This window comes from Acrocarpospora catenulata (assembly GCF_018476525.1).
Classification (GTDB): Bacteria; Actinomycetota; Actinomycetes; order Streptosporangiales; family Streptosporangiaceae; genus Acrocarpospora; species Acrocarpospora catenulata.
Window position 1 is genome coordinate 256758 of record NZ_JAHCST010000006.1, and the last position, 15688, is coordinate 272445.

Here is a 15688-nt window from a genome sequence, read left to right on the forward strand (position 1 = left end):
AGTAAGATATCCGGTCCTCTCAACCGGCGCCGCCGGGCAAGATCAGGCCGGTCTCGTAGGCGACCACCACGGCTTGGACGCGGTCGCGCAGGCCGAGTTTGGACAGGATGCGCGCGACGTGGGTCTTCACCGTGGTCACGCTGAGGGTCAGCTGGTCGGCGAGTTCGGCGTTGCTCAGGCCGGTGGCGAGCAGGCGCAGCACGTCCAGTTCCCGAGGCGTCAGCTGGGAGAGGTCGCGGTGGAGGGTGGGCTTCGCATTGTCGCGGCGGGCGAAACGTTCGACCAGGCGGCGGGTGATGGTGGGGGCGAGCAGGGCGTCGCCGGAGCGCACCAGGCGGACCGCGGCCACCAGGTGTTCGGGGGTGACGTCTTTGAGGAGGAACCCGCTCGCCCCCGCCGCGAGCGCGGCGTACACGTAGTGGTCGAGGTCGTAGGTGGTCAGGATCAGCACGCGGGTGTCCTCGGCGCCGCCCGCGAGGATCCGCCGGGTGGCTTCGAGGCCGTCCATCCGCGGCATCCTGATGTCCATGAGTACGACGTCGGGCCTGGTACGGCGGACCGCGGCGACGGCTTCGTCCCCGTCGGCGGCCTCAGCCGCCACTTCGATGCCGTCGGCGGCGAGGATCATGCGGAAGCCCGTGCGTACCAGTGCCTGGTCGTCGGCGATGACGGCGCGCAACCGCTCGGTCATGTAGTCCTCCACGGGACGCGGGCCTTGATCCGGAATCCGCCCCCGGCAGTCCGTCCGGCGTCCAGAGTGCCGCCGTAGACGGCGAGCCGCTCGCGCAACCCGATCAGCCCCCTGCCGTCGCCCGTCCGCGGACCGGCGGTCCCTACTCCCCCGGTGTCAGTCACCTCGATATCCAGCCAGTCGCCGTCATGACCGATCGTCACGGACGCGGCGGCTCCGGCTGCGTGCTTGATCGTGTTGGTGAGGGCCTCCTGGACGACGCGGTAGGCGGCGAGGTCGATCCCGGGAGGCAGCGGCCCAGGCGGCGACACCTCGACGCTCACCGGCACGCCAGCGGCGCGGACCCGTTCCACCAGGGCGTCGAGCTGGGCGAGCCCGGGTTGGGGTTCGAGCCCGTCGGCGGGCCCGTCGAGACGCTCGCCGCCAGGGCCGGCGAGCAGGCCCATGACGTTGCGCAGTTCGGCCATGGCGGCCCGGCCGCCGGACTCGATCGCGAGCAGAGCCTGCTTCGACTGCTCCGGCTCCACGTCCATGACCTTGCGGGCCGCGCCGGCCTGGATCACCATCACGCTGACATTGTGGGTCACCACATCGTGGAGTTCGGCGGCGATCCGGGAGCGCTCCTCCGCGACAGCCCTGCGCATGGCGTCTTCCTGCGCCTGCTGCAGCTCGGCGAGCCGATGCCGGCTGGCTCCCAGCTGTCGCCGCCAGAAACGGACGAAGCTTGCGAAGACGCCGACGCTCAGCAGGACGACGAACGGCCCCATCCAACTCGGCAGCCCAGGCGCGACGTCCCGGAAGGCGCCACCGGCGAGCCCGGCCGCGAGCACGAGGCCACCCATCGCCAGGAACCGGCTACGGCCGTGGACGACGGCGCCGTACGCGGCGACAGCGCAGGTCAGCACGGTGATCCAGGTGGCACTCGCGTGGGTGGCCCGCGCGGCGGCAAGCACCACCCAGAAGGTGATGAGCGGGTACCGGCGCCGCGCCGCCAGCGGCAACGCCGTCAGCGCCACAAGGAACGCGGGCGGGTCGTAGGGCAGAGGCGGGGCAGGCACGTCGCCGGGCAGGTCGCCAGGAGGTGGCAGGTAGTCGGTCGGGGGATCAGGAACCGCCGGGAGATCAGGAGCCGGCGGTGTGGGCGGAGAGTCAGGTTGGAGCCGTAAGTACTCGATCACTTCGGGGTGATCCGCGATGGGGCCGATCCCTGGATATCTCGCCGATATGGCCACCACGATGACCGTCAGAACGAGCGCGACCACCACGTCGGCGGCGAGTGCTCGGCGAGACGGCCTTGGGGGTCCGTCGCCACTCGGCCGGGGCGGGTCCGGGTAGTCCTCGTCCAGCCGGCCGTCCAGGTCGAGCACATGCCGCCACCACGGTGGTCGTTCACCGGTTCTCACCGGGACATTGTCACCGCCTGCCTGTCCGTCACGCATCGGCCGTTGTGACGGGGCTCACGGTCTTTGGGGAGTACATCGCAGGGATGACCTGGCGGCCCTTCGTTCTCAGGAGGTACGCGATCTCGGTATGACGGCCGACGCGCATCGGCATGGGCAGTGCCTAGTTTCGTTCCCGCCGCTCTGGAACCTCGGTTCCGGGTTCATGACCACCTTTCGGACCACCACTCAGGAGGACACAGCGTGACCGCTGTCCTAGCAGCCCAGGCACTGGGCAGGAAGTACGGCAAGCGCTGGGCGCTGCGCGAGTGCACCATCGACATCCCGGCGGGCCACGTCGTGGGGTTGGTGGGCCCCAACGGAGCAGGCAAGACGACGCTGCTGAAGCTGGCCGCGGGCCAGCTCGAACCGACGGCGGGCGGCATCACCGTACTCGGCGGCCGGCCGGGCACCACGCCCGCGCAACTGGCCAGGGTCGGGTTCGTCGCCCAGGACACCCCCGTCTACGCGGGACTGACCGTCGCCGAACACCTGCGGCTGGGAGCCCGGCTCAACCCACGCTGGGACGCCGCCATGGCACGGGAGCGCATCGCGCGGCTCGGCCTCGTCCCCGCCCAACGGGCGGGCAAGCTGTCCGGCGGCCAGCGCGCCCAGCTCGCCCTCACCCTGGGCCTGGCCAAACGGCCCGACCTGCTGATCCTGGACGAGCCGGTGGCCTCGCTCGACCCACTGGCCCGCCGCGAGTTCCTGCAGGGGCTGACGGAGGCTGCCGTCGCGCACCAGCTGAGCGTGCTGCTCTCGTCTCACCTGGTCTCTGACCTGGAACGCATCTGCGACTACGTGATCGTGCTCGCCGACTCCCGCGTCCAGCTGGCCGGGGAGGTCGACCGGTTACTGGCCGCCCATCACCGGCTCACCGGCCCACGCCGCGATCCCGACCAGCACGTCATCTCCGCCAGCCACACCGAGCGACAGAGCACGTACGTGGTCCGTAGCGACGCCCCGATCCACGACCCCGCCTGGACGGTCAGCCGGCTCAGCCTGGAAGACCTCGTCCTGGCCTACATGGACAACCGGCGAACCGTCCTGGAGGTGCAGCGATGATCTGGCTCACCTGGCGCCAGTTCCGCGGCTCGGCCACGATGGTGGCCGCCGTACTCGGGGTTCTCGCCGCCGCCCTGGCCCTGACCGGCCCGAGTCTGGCCTCCGACTACGCCGCCGGGATCGCCGACTGTACCCCGGACGACACCTGCCTCGACTTCTTCGACCGGTTCTTCGGTGAGTACGACCTCCTCTTCCTGGCCCTCACCCTCGTCGTGCTGATGCTGCCGGCGCTGGTCGGGCTCTTCTGGGGAGCGCCGTTGATCACCCGGGAGCTGGAGGCGGGCACGCATCTGCTGGTGTGGAACCAGAGCGTCACCCGCGGGCGCTGGCTGGCGGTCAAGCTCGGGCTCACCGGCCTGGCGGCCATGGCCGCCGCCGGCGTGTGCGGCCTCGCGGTGACCTGGTGGTCCGGCCCGCTGGACAGGTCGGCCGTTCCGGAAATGGCGCAGATGGCTCCCGTGGTGTTCGGCGCGCGCGGTATCGCCCCGATGGGGTATGCGGCCTTCGCCTTCGTCCTCGGGGTGACCGTGGGCATGCTGGTGCGCCGCACGCTGCCCGCCATGGCCCTCACCCTGGTCGTCTTCGCCGCGATCCAGCTCGCCATGCCGCTCCTCGTCCGTCCCCACCTGATGCCCCCGGTCACCGGGACCTTCGAGCTCGGCGGGGAGAACATGGACGGCCTCGACGCGCCGAGCGGCGGATCCGTGCAGATCTTCCTGAGGACGTCGGCCGTTCCCGGCCATGCGGGCGCCTGGGTCCTGTCCAGCAAGCTGGTCGATCCGTCCGGACGTACGATCTCCAGCGGATATGGCGGCGCGGGACCGTCGTCGACGATCGTGCGGGCCGTCCCGGTCTCCACGACGTCGGGGCCCTGCTCACCGCAGGGACTACCCGCGGGGGGATGCACGGCCGAGATCAACCGGCTCGGCTACCGGCAGCAGGCGACCTACCAGCCCCTGGAGCGCTTCTGGCCGTTCCAGTGGATCGAGACCGGGATCTACGCCCTGCTCACCCTCGGGCTCACCTGGTTCTCCTTCTGGTGGCTCCGGAGACGCCTGTCATGACCGCCGTCAGAAGGGCAGCCGCCGGGCTCGCGCTCCTGCTGGCGGCGGCCTGCACCGCGCCGACGCCACCGCGCGGCCAGGCAGGCACAACAGCCGGTACGGTCTGCGCGCCACCCTCGGGAGTCCCCGAGGCGGAGACGGCCACCACGATCGACGTCATCGAGCAGGCGTACTTCTGCATCCTCGGCAACTACTACAGCGGCCCGACGCTGGACGCCCGCTCGCTACTGACCGCCGGGTTCCTCGCCCTGACGCAGGAGATCAACCGCGGCGGGCGCGACGTGCCCGAGGCGATCATGCCGGCGCTGACCGGTGACCGGAAAGCCGACTGGGCCGCCTTCGAGACCGCCTACCGGAAGATCACCGACCAGGTCCCCGACCTGCGCGACAAGCTGGCCGTCGTCACCCTTGAGGGCATCGTGGCCGCCCTCGGCGACAACCACGCCCACTGGGCGCACGACTTCAAACGACCGCTCGACTACTACGACGGCGACGGCTACGGCCTGGGCGTTGAGGCGAACGTGGACGTCGCGCAGGCGAACGGCGACACTCCCCGCGTCGCCCTCCCCCCGCTGTTCGTCACCACCGTACTCGGCGGCGCCGCGAAGGCCGCCGGGCTGCGCCCCGGCGACGTCATCCAGTCGATCAACGGGACGCCGCCCTTCTTCGACGGCGCGGCCACGCCGGCGATCGCCGGCCTCTACCCGGACTATCCCGAGGCGCGCCCGGTCGAGCTGCGGCTCCTGCGGCAGGCCACCGGCCGCCGCTGGACGGTCACGCTCAGGCCCGGCCCCTACGAGCGTGATCTGGCCACCCTGCAGGTGGTGCGGTCGAAACTGCTGGACGACGGCATCGCCTACGTACGGATGACCGGATTCGCCCCCGACTCCGCGAACAGGGTGTTCAAGGCGATCACCCGACTGCGCACCGGCCGGGCCCTGGCCGGCGTCGTGCTGGATCTGCGCGGCAACGGTGGCGGCAGCCCCGTGGAGGCGACCCGGCTGCTGAGCGCGTTCGTCCACGGCAAGGTCACCGCCTACCAGTGCGCCGTGGACGGCAGATGCTCGACCTCCTGGACCGACGACACCGTCGAACTGCTCCACCTGCCGCTGGTCGTGCTCGTCGACCAGGGCTGCGCCTCGGCGTGCGAACACACCAGCGCCGCGGTCAAGGACCTGCGCATCGGCCGGCTGGTCGGCACCAGAACCGCCGGCGTGATCTCCGGCCCGGCCCGGTCGTACCTGCTCGCCAACAACACGCTCCTGGTCTTCCCCGACAGGCACCACCTGGGGCCCGGCCGTGAGGTGATCGACCGGATCGGCGTGCCGCCCGACCACTACGTACCCCTGACCGCGCAGGACGCGGCCGCCGGACGCGACCCCGCACTGGCCAAGGCCCTGACCTTGCTGCACGAGTGAACGGACCTCTCCATGAGACAGCTCCTGGCCGTCGCCGCGGGACTGGCCGTCCTGGCCGCGTCCGCCTGCTCCTCCCCCGCACCGCCCCGGGCCGACGCCCCGCCGGCCACGCCGACCGGCCCCGCCGCCCTGCCCTCCCCCACCGGCCCCTACCCGGTCGGAACCACCGCCCTGTATCTGAAGGACGCCTCCCGCCCTGACCCCTGGAACCTCGACGCCGACGCCAGGGAGCTCAAGGTCACCCTGTGGTACCCGACCGAGCAGCGCGAAGGGCAGCGCGCGCCGTACATGACACCTAGGGAATCGGAACTCCTGCTGAAAGGCTCGGGGATCGCGAGCGCGCCGTACGACACGCTGAGCAGAACCCGCACGAACGCCATCCAAGGCGCCGAACCTGCGGGGGGAAGGTTTCCGCTGGTGGTGCTCTCCCCCGGCTTCACCCAGCCGATGAGCACCCTCACCTCCCTGGCCGAGGACCTGGCCAGCCGAGGGTACGTCGTGGCCGGGATCGACCACACCTACGAAAGTTACGCCACCACATTCCCGGGCGGACGGGTCGCGGAATGCCTCGCCTGCGACAGCGACACCGACCCGGGCTTCGGCACGAGGACGGTCCAGGGCCGGGTGGCCGACGTCTCCTTCGTGCTCGACCAACTGCCATCGAAATGGGACGGCTCCGCCCTGATCGACCGGTCCAGGATCGCGATGGCGGGCCAGGCGATCGGCGGGGCCACCGCCCTGGCGGCCATGGTCAAGGACCCCCGGATACGCGCCGGAATCGACATGGACGGCACCACCTACGCCCGCATCCCCAAGACCGGGCTCGCCAAGCCGTTCCTGTTCATGGGGACGAAGCAGCACATCACCGGCGGACCCGACAACTCCTGGGACCGCGACTGGAAGCTGCTGACCGGATGGAAGCGCTGGCTCGTTCTGACGGGCACCGAACACACGTCCTTCACCGACAGCCCGCTGATGGCGGACGCCCTCGCCATCAAGCCGCTACCCGGCGCCCTGCCCGCGGCCCGCGCAGCCGAGCTCACCCGCACCTACGTGGCGGCTTTCCTCCACCGTCATCTGAAGTCACAGCGGCAGCCCCTCCTGGACGAGCCGTCATCCCGCTACCCCGAGGTCAAGTTCTGCGCTCAATCCTGAGGCCCGGCAGCCGTTGACGGGAGGGCCGCGGCGATGCAGTCGAGGACGCGCTGGAGCCCGTACCTGAACTGGTCGTCGCGGCTCAGGTGCGGCTGGCGCGCCTCCATCACGATCTTGGTGAAGATCGGGTACTCCCCGCTCTTCACCAGCCGGTCGACGTACGGGTAGCTCCGCGCCATCCACTCCGACTCGCTGAGCCCGCTGCGGCGGACTTCCTCGGCCGAACTGATCTCCTCGCGGACGGTGCCCTCGACGTAGCTGTTCAGCATGGCGACGAGGCCGAGGTTCTCGTCGATGGAGACGACGGGGTCGAGCACTCCCATCAGCCGTTCGATCAGGAGCAGCTGGTTGGGGCCGAAGCTGGGGAGTGACCGCTGCACGCCGCCGATCCACGGGTGCCTCAGCCACATGGCCCGCAGCTCGTCGGCGTAGCGGGTCAGGTCGGCGCGCCAGTCGCCCGAGGGCACGCCCGTGAGGTCGATCTCGCCCATCAGCCGGTCGGCCATGAGCTCGACCAGGTTGTCGCGGCTCGGAACGTACCGGTAGAGGGACATCGCGCCGGCGCCGATCTCGGCGGCGATCCGCCGCATGGTGGCGGCCTCCAGCCCCTCGGCGTCGGCGATCCTGACCGCCGCCTCGGTGATCTGCGCGCGGCTGTAGAGCGGCTTCGGCCCGCGGGCGGGGCGTTCGGGCCGCATCCAGATGTTCACGTACTCGGCGTCGGTCACCGTGCCACCCCCTACTTGCGTACATCGTACCCAGTAACTTAGCCTGGCCGACGTAACCGCGTACAACGTACCCAGTGGAGGGATCATGGCGGATCCGGTGGTCTTCGCCGAGGGGCTGCACAAGTCCTTCGGCGACACGCATGCGCTGCGGGGGCTGGACCTGAGCGTGCCGAGAGGAACGGTCTGCGGTGTGCTGGGGCCCAATGGCGCGGGGAAGACGACCGCGGTGCGTATCCTGGCGACCTTGTCCGATCCCGATGCCGGGCACGCCCGGATCGCCGGATACGACGTCGTCCGCGAGGCCGGCCAGGTGCGCGCCAGGATCGGGCTCGCGGGCCAGCACGCGGCCGTGGACGAGAAGCTCACCGGCCGTGGCAACCTGCGCATGTTCGGGCGCCTGTCCCACCTGTCCCGGCGCGAGGCGCACCGGCGGGCCGACGAGCTGCTCGAACGCTTCGGTCTGATGGACGCCGCCGATCGGCAGGTCACCGGCTACTCCGGCGGCATGCGGCGCCGCCTCGACCTGATCACCAGCCTCATCCTCCGCCCCGAGGTGCTCTTCCTGGACGAGCCGACCACCGGCCTGGACCCGCGCAGCCGCGGCGAGATCTGGGACAGCGTCCGCGAACTGGTGGCGGACGGCACCACGGTGCTGCTCACCACGCAGTACCTGGACGAGGCCGACCAGCTGGCCGACGACATCGCCGTCGTCGACCACGGACAGGTGATCGCCACAGGCACCCCCGACGAGCTGAAGGCCACGATCGGCGACCGCCTCGACGTCGTCCTCGAAGACCCCGCCGCCCTGCCTCCGGCGGCGACCGTGCTGACAGCCCTGGCCGGGACCGATCCCACGATGACCGGCGCCGACCGGCTCAGCGTCGCCCTGCCGGGCGGCGGCTTCCGGCTCGCCGACATCGTGCGCGAGCTCGACCGCGCCGGGGTCGCCGCGGCCGACGTGGGGCTGCGCCGCCCCACCCTCGACGAGGTGTTCCTGCGCCTCACCGACCGGAAGGAGCCGGTCTGATGACCGACCTCGCCCCGCCGCTGGGCCGCCGCCTGCGGTGGACGTTCACCGACGGGCTGACCCTGGTCGGCCGCGAGCTGGGACGGCTGCGCCACGACCCCGGCGAACTCGTCGCGGCGCTGATCTTCCCGGCCGTCATGGTGGTGCTGTTCGGGTACGTCTTCGGCAGCGCGATCCAGGTGCCGGACGGCGGCGACTACCGCGAGTACCTCATGCCCGGCCTGTTCGCGATGGTGACCTTCGCCGCGGTGATGGGGGTCATGACGCGGATGGCCGCCGACGCCTCCCGCGGTGTGATGGACCGGTTCCGCTCCATGCCGATGGCGCGCCTGGCGGTGCCGTTCGGGCAGACCGGCGCCGACCTGCTGACCGGCCTGCTGATGCTGGCCATCATGGTCGGCGCGGGCCTGCTCGTGGGCTGGCAGCCGCACCGCGGCCTGATCCCCACGGCCCAGGCGTTTCTGCTGATGGTCGTGCTGCGGTACGCGCTGAGCTGGGTGGGCGTCTATGTGGGCCTGGCAGTGAAGAACGACCAGGTCGCCGACGCGATGGTGCCGCTGTTCCTGCCGTTCACGATGCTGTCCAACGCGTTCGTCCCGACCGACGGCATGCCGGGCTGGCTGCGCTTCCTGGCCGACTGGAACCCGGTGAGCGCGCTCACCGCCGCCGCACGGGAGCTGTTCGGCAACCCGGGCGCCCCGTCCGGAAACCTGGCCTGGCCACTCGCGCATCCGGTGACCGCCGTCCTGCTCTGGTCGGCCGCGCTGCTGGTGATCTTCGTCCCGCTGTCGCTCCGCGCCTACACGCGCGGAGGACGCTGAAATCAGTCGGCGGGCTTGCCGAACCAGCGGGAGAGGTGGTCGTCCAGGTCCTGCTGATCGTCGCCGATCCAGGCGACGTGGCCGTCGGGGCGGAGCAGGACGCACGGGACATCCAGTGCCGCAGTGGGATCCGCGAGGTAGTCGACCCGGTCTGACCAGCCGCCGACGGTCAGGCGTTCGGTGCGGTCCAGCAGCAGGCCGCGTCCGCGATGAAGCAGACCGTAGAGGCGGCCCTGTTTCACGTCGATGTCGCGCAGGCGGCGGCCAAGCAGGTCGGGGCCTTCGCCGAAGTCGTAGCGGATGCCGGTCGCGGTGATCTTCTCGATCAGATGGCGGTTCACCTCGTCGAAGTCCATCAGTTCGGTGAGCAGCCTGCGCACGGCCTGCGCGCCCGGTTCGGTGGACAGCAGTTCCGTCTGGGCGCGGGTGTTGTCCAGCACCTCCTCGGCGACCGGATGACGTTCGGCCTGGTAGGTGTCCAGCAGTGTGTCCGGGGCCCAGCCGCGGATCTGTGCGGCCAGTTTCCAGCCGAGGTTGAAGGCGTCCTGAACGCCCAGGTTGAGGCCCTGTCCGCCGATGGGTGGATGGATGTGTGCCGCATCGCCGGCCAGCAGCACCCGCCCGACCCGATAACGTTCGGCCAGCCGGGTGGCATCCCCGAAGCGGGACATCCAGCGCGGGGAGTGCACGCCGAAATCGGTTCCGGCGATGGTGCGCAACTGTTGTTTGAAATCCTCGAGGGTGGGCGGTTCCGCGCGGTCGCCGACTCCCGCGGCGGGGACCAAGACGCTGTAGACCCCTTCGCCGAAGGGCCGGAGCCAGAATCGCTGATGGGTGTCCCGGATTTCGGTCACCTTGGCGGCGATCTCCTCCTGCGGGACGCCCACTTCCATCTCGCCCATCAGCGTCTCGGTCCGTGCGGGCTCGCCGGGGAAGCCGACACCCAGCCGTTTACGCACCGTACTGCGGCTGCCGTCACAGCCGACGAGGTAGCGCGAACGCAGTTGTTCCCCGTCGGCCAGCTCGACGGTCACACCCTCGTCGTCCTGCTCGAAACCGGCGACCGCGCAACCGCGCCGGACCTGCGCACCCAGTTCGATCGCATGTTCTTGGAGCAGATGTTCGATGACCGGCTGCGGGATACCCAGCAGATAGGCGTACGCGGAATCCAGGCCCTGGGGCGCGGGTTTGGGGATGGCGGCGAAGAAACCGGCGGCCGGACGCCGTCTTCCGTGCGGGAGAATGCGATCCAGCAGTCCGCGCATCGCCATCAGCTCGAGACTGCGAATATGCAGGCCGACTATGCGGACGAACGACGTGGGCTCGGTTTCCTTCTCCAGAACGAGTACCCGCACATCGTGCAGCCGCAGTTCGGCGGCCAGCATCGCGCCGGTCGGCCCGCACCCGGCAATGATCACATCGAAGATGAGGGGCGGCTCGGCGGTGACCTGCTGAGAGTGCATAGGTGTTGCCTTTCGGGAGTGCCTTGTTGGACAGGCGCTCCCGGCGACACCTACGTCAATCGCCCGGCCGTGACGGGAAGGGGGAGCACCCACATCGATACAGCGTTCATGGGTCTCACCTCCTCGGGCGGTGTCACAGGCAACCGCAAGCTACAAGTTCGAGCATCACCCCGTCCAATCCTTTTCCAGTCAGCCCAGCTCGGCCACCTTGCGCAGCAGTACTGAGCGTTCGCGCTGGTTGGCGCAGAGCCGGGCCGCCAGCTCCAGTTCGGCGCGCGCCTCCGGTCGCCGGCCGAGGCGGGCCAGCAGCTCCCCGCGTACGGTCGGGACCAGATGCGAACCGGGGAGCCGGTCCAAGGCGATCAGCTCGTCCACCATGGCCAGGGCCTGCTCCGGACCCGAGGCCATGGCCACGGCGACGGCCCGGTTGAGCTCGACCACCGGCGAGGGAGCGATCCGGCCGAGCGCCTCGTAGAGCAGCACGATCCGGTCCCAGTCGGTCGCCTCCACCGACGGCGCCGACGCGTGGACGGCGGCGATCGCCGCCTGCAGGCCGTAGGGGCCGAGCCCGCGAGCCGAGGCCTTGGCCAGCGCGGCCAGCCCGCGGCGGATCGCCGAGAAGTCCCACCGCCGCCGGTCCTGGTCCGCCAGCAGGATCGGCGAACCGTCCGGGCCGGTCCGGGCAGGGAAGCGCGCGGCCGTCAGCTCGCACAGCGCGAGCAGACCGTGCACCTCCGGCTCGTCCGGCTGCAGCGCGGCCAGCGTGCGGGCCAGCCGGATCGCCTCGTAGGCGACGTCGGGGCGGAGCAGCCGGTCGCCCGACGTGGCCGTCGACCCCTCGGTGAAGATCACGTAGATGACGCTGAGCACGCCGCCCAGCCGTTCCCGGCGCTCACCGGCCGGCGGCAGCTCGAACGGCACTCCGGCCGCCGCGATCGTCTTCTTCGCCCGGGTGATGCGGGCCTGCACGGTCGGCACGGGCACCAGGAACGCGCGGGCGATCTGTTCGCTGGACAGGCCGCCGACCACGCGCAGGGTCAGCGCCACCCGGGCCTCGGGGGAGAGCACCGGGTGGCAGCTGACGAACATCAGCGCCAGGATGTCGTCGTCGATCCGGTCGGGGTCGATGTCCTCCTCGACCACCGGGTCGGCCGCCAGCAGAGCGTGCCGGTCCCGCAGGGCGGTCCGGCGGCGGAGCGCGTCGATGGCCCGCCGCCGGGCCGTGGCCATCAGCCAGCCGGCCGGATTGGCCGGAGAGGTGAGCGGCCACGAGGTCAGCGCCTCGGCCACCGCCTCCTGGGCGGCGTCCTCGGCCAGCCCGAAGTCGCCGGTGAACCGGGTCAGCGCGGCGACGATCCGCGCCGACTCGATCCGCCAGACGGCCTCGACGTCGGCCGGACCCATCAGATCCGGCCGGTGCTCTCGCTCCCGGCCCGTTCCTCGTTGTCCTGAGGCATCTCGTCGTCCCCGGCCACCCGCCGGACCTCGATCTTGGACCCGCGGACCGCCGGGACCCGCTTGGCCCACTCGACCGCCTCCTGCTTGGAGGCGACATCAAGCAGGAAGTAGCCCCCGAACAGTTCCTTGGTCTCGCCGTACGGCCCGTCCGTGACCACCGGGGTCTCGCCGCTGAAGTCGACGACGACGCCCCGGCCCGCATCGTCCAGTCCTTCGGCCGCGACGAACACCCCGGCCTTGACCAGCTCCTCGATGTAGGTGTACGTCGTGGCCGCCAACTCTTCGAACCCGGCCATCAGGGCCGCGTTCGACTCATCGGTGCCGCGCATGATCAGCATGTACTTCGCCATCGTGTTCTCCTCCTCGGCGGGGCCGCCTCTCGGCCCTCACACCCCACACGTCGAACGAACGGCCCGCGGATCGACACAGTCCCGAAGAAATCCATCCGGCCCCTGAGCGATGGCTGACGCGGACGCCATGCCGATCAGAAAGCTTAACGTCGCGGCTTTGGAAGGCGGCGACGCTCACCCTGATCCAGCGATTTCCATGTAATGGGAATCGGGATTGTGGGATTTAGGGCCAGGGCTCACAGACTGGTGCCCGTGCTTCGACTGATCTCTGTACTCGCGTGCGGCGCCGTACTGGTCGCGGGCTGCGCGACCGCGGACGCCGGGCGGCCCGCCGGGGACGCCCTCACCGTGGGGCTGGCCGCGCCGGTGAGCTGCCTCGACCCGCACCAGACCCCGCAGACCTCCAACCTCCACGTGTCGCGCCAGCTGGTGGACTCGCTGACCGACCAGGACCCGCGGACCGGCGAGATCGTGCCGTGGCTCGCGACGTCATGGCAGGTCGGCGAGGAGGCCAAGCGGTTCACCTTCACCCTGCGCGACGGCGTGACGTTCAGCGACGGCACGCCGCTGGACGCCGCCGCGGTCGTCGCCAACCTCGACGACATCGCCAAGCTCGGCGCGCGGTCCCCGCTCGGCGCGGGCTACCTCGCCGGGTACGCGGGAGCCTCCGCGCTCGACGCGAAGACCGTCGAGGTGCGGTTCGACGTCCCGAGCGGGCAGTTCCTCCAGGCCACCTCGATGGTGACGCTCGGCATGCTCTCGCCAGGCACGCTCGGGAAGACCCCCGAGCAGCGCTGCGCGGGCACGCTCGCCGGCTCCGGGCCGTTCGTGCTCGACCGGGTCGCGCTCAATGAGGAGGTACGGCTCTCCGCGCGCACCGGATACGCCTGGGCGAGCGAGCTGGCCACCCACCGCGGCGCCCCGCGCGTGCGCACGCTGACCTTCGCCATCGTCACCGACCCGAGCGTCAGGCACGGCAGCCTCCTGTCCGGGCAGCTCGACGCCGACCTGCAGGTGCTTGAGCAGAACCAGCGGTCCTTCGGCGAGCAGGGCCCCCGGTTGCTCTCCGGCACCCGCCCCGGCATCGTGTTCACGCTGCTGCCCAACGAGACGCGGCCCGCGCTGCACGATCTCTCCGTACGGCGGGCCATCGGCGCCGCCCTCGACCGGTCGCGGTTCGCGCCGCTGCTCGCGGCGGGCGAACGCCCGGCGACCGACGTGCTCGCCACCACCACGCCCGGCTACGCCGACCGCTCCGCCGACCTGGCGTACGCGCCCGACGAGGCGGTCCGGCTGCTCGATGCGGCCGGGTGGCGGCGCGGCCCGGACGGCGTGCGCGTCAAGGGGTCGCAGCGGCTGTCGTTCGAGCTGGTCTACTCGGCCAACGAACCCTACGGGTCGGTGTACCAGCTGATGGCCCAGCAGCTCGCCGAGGCCGGGATCGAGCTGCGGCCGACGCCGCTCGACGACGCCACCAACAGCGCGCGGCAGGGCGCGGGCGACTACGACTTCGTCTCCTGGGCGGTGACCAGGGGCGACCCCACGGTGCTGGCCACCGTGTATCCGGTGCGGAGCGCGAACCCGCAGCGGCGCACCAAGCCGGACGAAGTGGACAGCACGATCGCCGAGATCGCCACGGTGCTCGATCCCGCCGAGCGCGCCGAGGCCGTGGCGGCCGCGGCTGAAGCGATCATTTCCGGCGGGCACGGCATCCCGCTCTTCGAGCAGGCATCGTCGATCGGGCTCGCGGCGCGGGTGACAGGCGTCCGCCTCGACGCGTCGGGGCGGCCGATCTTCCAGGACGCGGAGGTACGGGCATGAGCTGGAACGACTTCGACGGAGGCCGCGCGGTGGCCCCCGAGACCTTCGTCGCAGCGGCGAGCACGCTGCTGGACTCCGCGGTCGCCGCCGCGGGCGGCGGCGAGGCCACCAGGGCCCACTTCATCGCCGGGCTCCAGGCCAGCCTGAGCACCTCCGGCCCATACGCGACCCTGCGGCTGGACGCCGGGCTCGCCGACCAGGGCGTCCGGGGTGAGCTGCGGGAGAACGCCATCGCGGTGTCCGAGGTGGTGCTCGACCTGGTGCGGAGCACACCCGGCACGGGGGTGCCAGGCCCGCTGGACATCCACAGCAACTGCGTGGGTTACGCCTGGATTCCGCCGGTGGTCGATCTGCTCATCGCCGGTCCCGGCCTGCACGCCGCGCGCAACCTGTACAACGAGTGGCTGTGGCAGCTCGTGCTGCTGCGGGACGCCCTGATCCCGTTCACCGACCCGGCCCGGGTGCGGGTGCTCGCCGACGCCGACGGCCTGACCAGGCTCCAGGACGCCCGCGACTGGTTCACCGTCCAGGTGATGACCAGGAGGATCGCCCACGCGGCGATCGTCCGGTTCGCCGCCGAGGCCGTGACGGGCGGGTACGCCGAGGGGGCCTACGGGTTCCAGCACGGGGGCGCGGTGGTCCTGCCGCCGGTCGCCCTCGACGGCGACCTGCTCGGCCCGGCGTACCTGCTGGGCCGGCGCGATGGAACGCTGGTCGCCGAGGACACCGCGTACTTCGTCCAGGGGCGGGAGGACGGGGAGTCCGCGAGCACGCTGTCCGCCCCGGTGCGGGCGGTCGGCGACGTCGAGGTGGTCAGCCTGACCGACCGGCTGGTGCCCGGCCCGCCCGGTCCAGGCGCGACCCGCACCCTCAGCCTGGTGGTGGACTTCGACGGCCACGAGTGGACGGCCGACCTCGGGCGCGCCCTGCGCGGCCACCGCTACGCCGCCCGCCCGGCCGCCGCCGCGGCGGCGGGGGCCGCGGCCACGGTAATCGGCGCCTGGTCGGGCTGCGCGGTGCTGCGGCAGGACGGCGAGGTGGCGGTGCCGGAGGGCGGTGTCATCCCGACCGGTGGGCAGCGCGCGCTGACCCTCGCGCTGCTCGGCAGGATCCGGCCGGGCAACGTGGTGCTCTACACCGGCCAGGAGGTCGGCGGGCAGCAGATCCTCCTGGACATCCGGAGCTGAG

Annotated in this window: 14 protein-coding genes; 8 read left to right on the forward strand and 6 right to left on the reverse strand. The window is 71.3% G+C overall.

Translation table 11 applies throughout. The features are described 5' to 3' along the window. Window positions 1-19: 19 nt before the first annotated feature. A complete protein-coding gene (locus KIP79_RS09000) occupies window positions 20-691 on the reverse strand; it encodes a response regulator (RefSeq protein ID WP_214104226.1) in 672 nt (223 codons plus the stop codon). After that, window positions 688-2094, reverse strand: coding sequence for a sensor histidine kinase (locus KIP79_RS49300; protein ID WP_308169630.1), 1407 nt, complete (start codon window positions 2092-2094; stop codon window positions 688-690). The genes KIP79_RS09000 and KIP79_RS49300 overlap by 4 nt, the downstream gene beginning before the upstream one ends. 240 nt (window positions 2095-2334) lie before the next feature. Between KIP79_RS49300 and KIP79_RS09010 the strand changes: the two genes are divergently transcribed. The 4 genes from KIP79_RS09010 to KIP79_RS09025 are packed head-to-tail and all read left to right on the forward strand — an operon-like array spanning window position 2335 to window position 6832. Then, a complete protein-coding gene (locus tag KIP79_RS09010; RefSeq protein ID WP_214104227.1) occupies window positions 2335-3195 on the forward strand; it encodes an ABC transporter ATP-binding protein in 861 nt (286 codons plus the stop codon). Beyond that, entirely contained in the window at window positions 3192-4259 is a 1068-nt protein-coding gene (locus tag KIP79_RS09015; RefSeq protein ID WP_214104228.1) for an ABC-2 membrane transporter-related protein, read from the forward strand. Before KIP79_RS09010 ends, KIP79_RS09015 begins: the two co-directional genes overlap by 4 nt. Further along, window positions 4256-5677: a S41 family peptidase gene (locus KIP79_RS09020; RefSeq protein ID WP_214104229.1), complete on the forward strand. Its 1422-nt coding sequence runs from the start codon at window positions 4256-4258 to the stop codon at window positions 5675-5677. The genes KIP79_RS09015 and KIP79_RS09020 overlap by 4 nt, the downstream gene beginning before the upstream one ends. A gap of 12 nt (window positions 5678-5689) precedes the next feature. Beyond that, window positions 5690-6832 (forward strand): alpha/beta hydrolase family protein, encoded by a 1143-nt coding sequence (locus tag KIP79_RS09025; RefSeq protein ID WP_214104230.1) that lies wholly within the window; start codon window positions 5690-5692, stop codon window positions 6830-6832. On the opposite strand, the gene KIP79_RS09030 is transcribed toward KIP79_RS09025, so the two are convergent. Beyond that, window positions 6823-7560 (reverse strand): TetR/AcrR family transcriptional regulator, encoded by a 738-nt coding sequence (locus tag KIP79_RS09030; protein WP_214104231.1) that lies wholly within the window; start codon window positions 7558-7560, stop codon window positions 6823-6825. The two genes, KIP79_RS09025 and KIP79_RS09030, sit on opposite strands and share 10 nt — an antisense overlap. A gap of 85 nt (window positions 7561-7645) precedes the next feature. Between KIP79_RS09030 and KIP79_RS09035 the strand changes: the two genes are divergently transcribed. Together KIP79_RS09035 and KIP79_RS09040 are read left to right on the forward strand one after the other, a co-directional pair. Then, window positions 7646-8587, forward strand: coding sequence for an ATP-binding cassette domain-containing protein (locus tag KIP79_RS09035; protein ID WP_214104232.1), 942 nt, complete (start codon window positions 7646-7648; stop codon window positions 8585-8587). Further along, a complete protein-coding gene (locus KIP79_RS09040) occupies window positions 8587-9408 on the forward strand; it encodes an ABC transporter permease (protein WP_214104233.1) in 822 nt (273 codons plus the stop codon). Before KIP79_RS09035 ends, KIP79_RS09040 begins: the two co-directional genes overlap by 1 nt. A gap of 2 nt (window positions 9409-9410) precedes the next feature. On the opposite strand, the gene rox is transcribed toward KIP79_RS09040, so the two are convergent. The 3 genes from rox to KIP79_RS09055 form a co-directional block, all read right to left on the reverse strand. Continuing rightward, window positions 9411-10871 carry a rifampin monooxygenase gene (gene rox / locus KIP79_RS09045; protein ID WP_250212885.1) on the reverse strand — a complete coding sequence of 487 codons (1461 nt, stop codon included), beginning with the start codon at window positions 10869-10871 and terminating at the stop codon, window positions 9411-9413. A 189-nt stretch (window positions 10872-11060) separates the two neighbouring features. Next, on the reverse strand, window positions 11061-12275 hold the full coding sequence (locus KIP79_RS09050) for an RNA polymerase sigma factor (RefSeq protein WP_214104234.1): 1215 nt from the start codon (window positions 12273-12275) through the stop codon (window positions 11061-11063). Continuing rightward, a complete protein-coding gene (locus KIP79_RS09055; protein ID WP_214104235.1) occupies window positions 12275-12679 on the reverse strand; it encodes a YciI family protein in 405 nt (134 codons plus the stop codon). Before KIP79_RS09055 ends, KIP79_RS09050 begins: the two co-directional genes overlap by 1 nt. A 252-nt stretch (window positions 12680-12931) precedes the next feature. On the opposite strand from KIP79_RS09055, the gene KIP79_RS09060 reads away from it, so the two are divergent. Continuing rightward, on the forward strand, window positions 12932-14500 hold the full coding sequence (locus tag KIP79_RS09060; protein ID WP_214104236.1) for an ABC transporter substrate-binding protein: 1569 nt from the start codon (window positions 12932-12934) through the stop codon (window positions 14498-14500). After that, the gene (locus tag KIP79_RS09065; protein ID WP_214104237.1) at window positions 14497-15687 is read left to right on the forward strand and encodes a hypothetical protein; all 1191 of its coding nucleotides are present in this window, start codon (window positions 14497-14499) and stop codon (window positions 15685-15687) included. The genes KIP79_RS09060 and KIP79_RS09065 overlap by 4 nt, the downstream gene beginning before the upstream one ends. Window position 15688: the final 1 nt, after the last annotated feature.